Genomic DNA, 2,975 nt, shown 5'->3' on the forward strand with positions numbered 1-2,975 from the left:
GCGCGGTGCCCGCCGCTTCGGCGAGGGCGCTTCCGCACCGGCCGGCTTCGCACCGGGTGCCTCCGCACCGTGGGCCGAGCGCGGCGCCTCGGGTGCCTCCGGCCCGTGGGGCGAGCGGCGCCGCCAACGCCGCGAACAAGCCGAACAGCAATAAGACGGGACGGTCATGAACCCCTCCCGCCCGTTCATTGAGAGGCCGGTAGCGACCTCGCTGCTGATGGTCGCCATCGTGCTCGCCGGCCTGGTAGGCTTCAAGTTCCTGCCGCTGGCCGCGCTGCCCCAGGTCGACTACCCSACCATCCAGGTGCAGACGCTSTAYCCCGGCGCCAGCCCCGAGGTGATGACGAACACCGTCACCGCGCCGCTGGAGAAGCAGTTCGGCCAGATGCCCGGCCTGCAGCGCATGAGTTCGTCGAGCGCCGCCGGCGTCTCGATCGTCACGCTGCAGTTCTCGCTCGGCCAGACGCTCGACGTCGCCGAACAGGAGGTACAGGCCGCCATCAACGCCGGCGGCTCGCTGCTGCCGGCCGACCTGCCGGCGCCGCCGGTCTACGCCAAGGTCAACCCGGCCGATGCGCCGGTGCTGACGCTCGCGATCACCTCCGATTCGCTGCCGCTCACCGAGGTGCAGAACCTCGTCAACACGCGGCTCGCGCAGAAGATGTCGCAGGTCAACGGCGTCGGCCTGGTGTCGCTGAGCGGCGGCCAGCGCCCGGCCGTGCGCATCCAGGCCGACACGCAAGCCCTCGCGTCGTACGGCATCGGCATCGACACCTTGCGCACTGCCATCACCGGCGCCAACGCGAACAGCGCCAAGGGCAGCTTCGACGGCCCGACCCGCACCTACAGCATCAACGCCAACGACCAGCTGCTGACGGTGGACGACTACAAGTCGCTGGTGGTCGCGTGGCGCAACAACGCGCCGGTGCGCATCGCCGACGTGGCCCAGGTCGTCAACAGCGCCGAGAACGTGCGCCTGGGCGCCTGGGCCGGCATCGACTGCGCCGAGTGCGCCGCCCACCCCGATGCGCGCCCGCTGGTGCCCGCGATCATCCTGAACGTGCAGCGCCAGCCCGGCGCCAACGTGATCGCCACCGTCGACGGCATCAAGGCGCGACTGCCCGAGCTGCAGGCCGGGCTGCCGCCCAGTGTCAGCGTCAGCGTCCTCAGCGACCGCACCACCGGCATCCGCGCGTCGGTCAAGCACGTCGAGTTCGAGCTGCTGCTGGCCGTGCTGCTGGTGGTGATCGTGATCTTCGCGTTCCTGCACAGCCTGCGCGCCACCGTGATCGCGAGCCTGGCGGTGCCGATCTCGCTGATCGGCACCTTCGGCGTGATGTACCTGCTGGGCTACAGCCTGAACAACCTGAGCCTGATGGCGCTGACGATCGCCACCGGCTTCGTCGTCGACGACGCGATCGTGATGATCGAGAACATCGCCCGCTACATCGAGGAAGGCGAGCCGCCGATGCAGGCGGCGCTGAAGGGCGCGACGCAGATCGGCTTCACGATCATCTCGCTGACCGTCTCGCTGATCGCGGTGCTGATCCCGCTGCTGTTCATGGGCGACGTGGTGGGCCGGCTGTTCCGCGAGTTCGCGGTGACGCTCGCGATCACGATCCTGATCTCGGCCGTGGTGTCGCTGACGCTGGTGCCGATGATGTCGGGGCGCTGGCTGACACAGCATGAAGACCCGAAGACCGCGAAGGGGTTTGCAGCGGCGACCCAGCGCCTGTTCGACCGCGTGATCGCGCAGTACGACGTCTGGCTCACCTGGGTGCTCGACCGCCAGGCGCTCACGCTGCTGGTGGCCGCCGCGACGCTCGCGCTGACCATCGTGCTGTACCTGGTGATCCCGAAGGGCCTGTTCCCGACCCAGGACACCGGCCAGCTGAAAGCCCGCCTCGAAGCCGCACAGGACGTCTCGTACAGCCGAATGGCTGCCCTGCAGCAGCAGGCCGCGCAGGCCGTGCTGGCCGACCCGGACGTCGCGAGCCTGAGCTCGTTCACCGGCGTCGACGCGGCCAACAACACGATGCTGAACACCGGCAGCATGCTGATCAACCTGCGCGCCAAGCGCAGCGGCACGCAGGCGCAGATCATGGATCGGTTGCGCGAACGCGTGCAGAAGGTGGCCGGCGTCACGCTCTACCTGCAGCCCACGCAGGACCTGACGATCGACGCCGAATCCGGCCCCACCGAATACCGCGTGTCGCTCGAAGGCGTCAGCAGCGACATCGTCGCCGAATGGGCGCACAAGCTGGCCGACCAGCTGCGCACCGTGAAGCAGGTGCGCAACATCGTCACCGATGCCGGCGCGCAGGGCATGTCGGCCTACATCGACATCGACCGTGACACCGCGTCGCGCCTGGGCATCACCGCCAGCGCCATCGACGACGCGCTGTACAGCGCGTTCGGCCAGCGCATYGTYTCGACSATCTTCACCGAGACCAACCAGTACCGCGTGATCCTCGAAGCGCAACCCGGCCTGGTGAACAGCGCGCAGACGCTGGGCCTGTTGAACCTGCGCACCAGCTCGGGCGAGGCGACGCCGCTGTCGGCGATCACGACCATCCGCGAGAAGCCGGCGCCGCTGCAGATCACGCACGTCGCGCAGTACCCGGCGACGACGCTCGGCTTCGACACCGCGAGCGGCGAATCGCTCGGCCACGCGGTCGACGCGATCAGGCAGGCCGCGAAGGACATCGCGCTGCCCGCCTCCGTCACGATGACCTTCCTCGGCGCGGCCGGTGCCTACCAGACCTCGCTCGCCAACGAGCTGTGGCTGATCCTCGCGGCGCTGGTGTGCGTGTACATCGTGCTGGGCGTGCTGTACGAGAGCTACATCCACCCGCTGACGATCCTGKCSRSGCTGCCGTCGGCSGSSGTCGGCGCGCTGCTCGCGCTGATGCTGTCGGGCAACGACCTGGGCGTGATCGGCATCATCGGCATCATCCTGCTGATCGGCATCGTCA

1 protein-coding gene is annotated in these 2,975 nt (G+C 68.9%); it reads left to right on the forward strand.

Translation table 11 applies throughout. The features are described from left to right. Positions 1-166: 166 nt before the first annotated feature. Positions 167-2,975: efflux RND transporter permease subunit (locus AC1D12_RS29710; RefSeq protein WP_477844797.1), on the forward strand; the 2,809-nt coding region annotated here is incomplete at its 3' end.

The sequence above is a fragment of the Rhizobacter sp. P1_G5 genome (assembly GCF_056405435.1).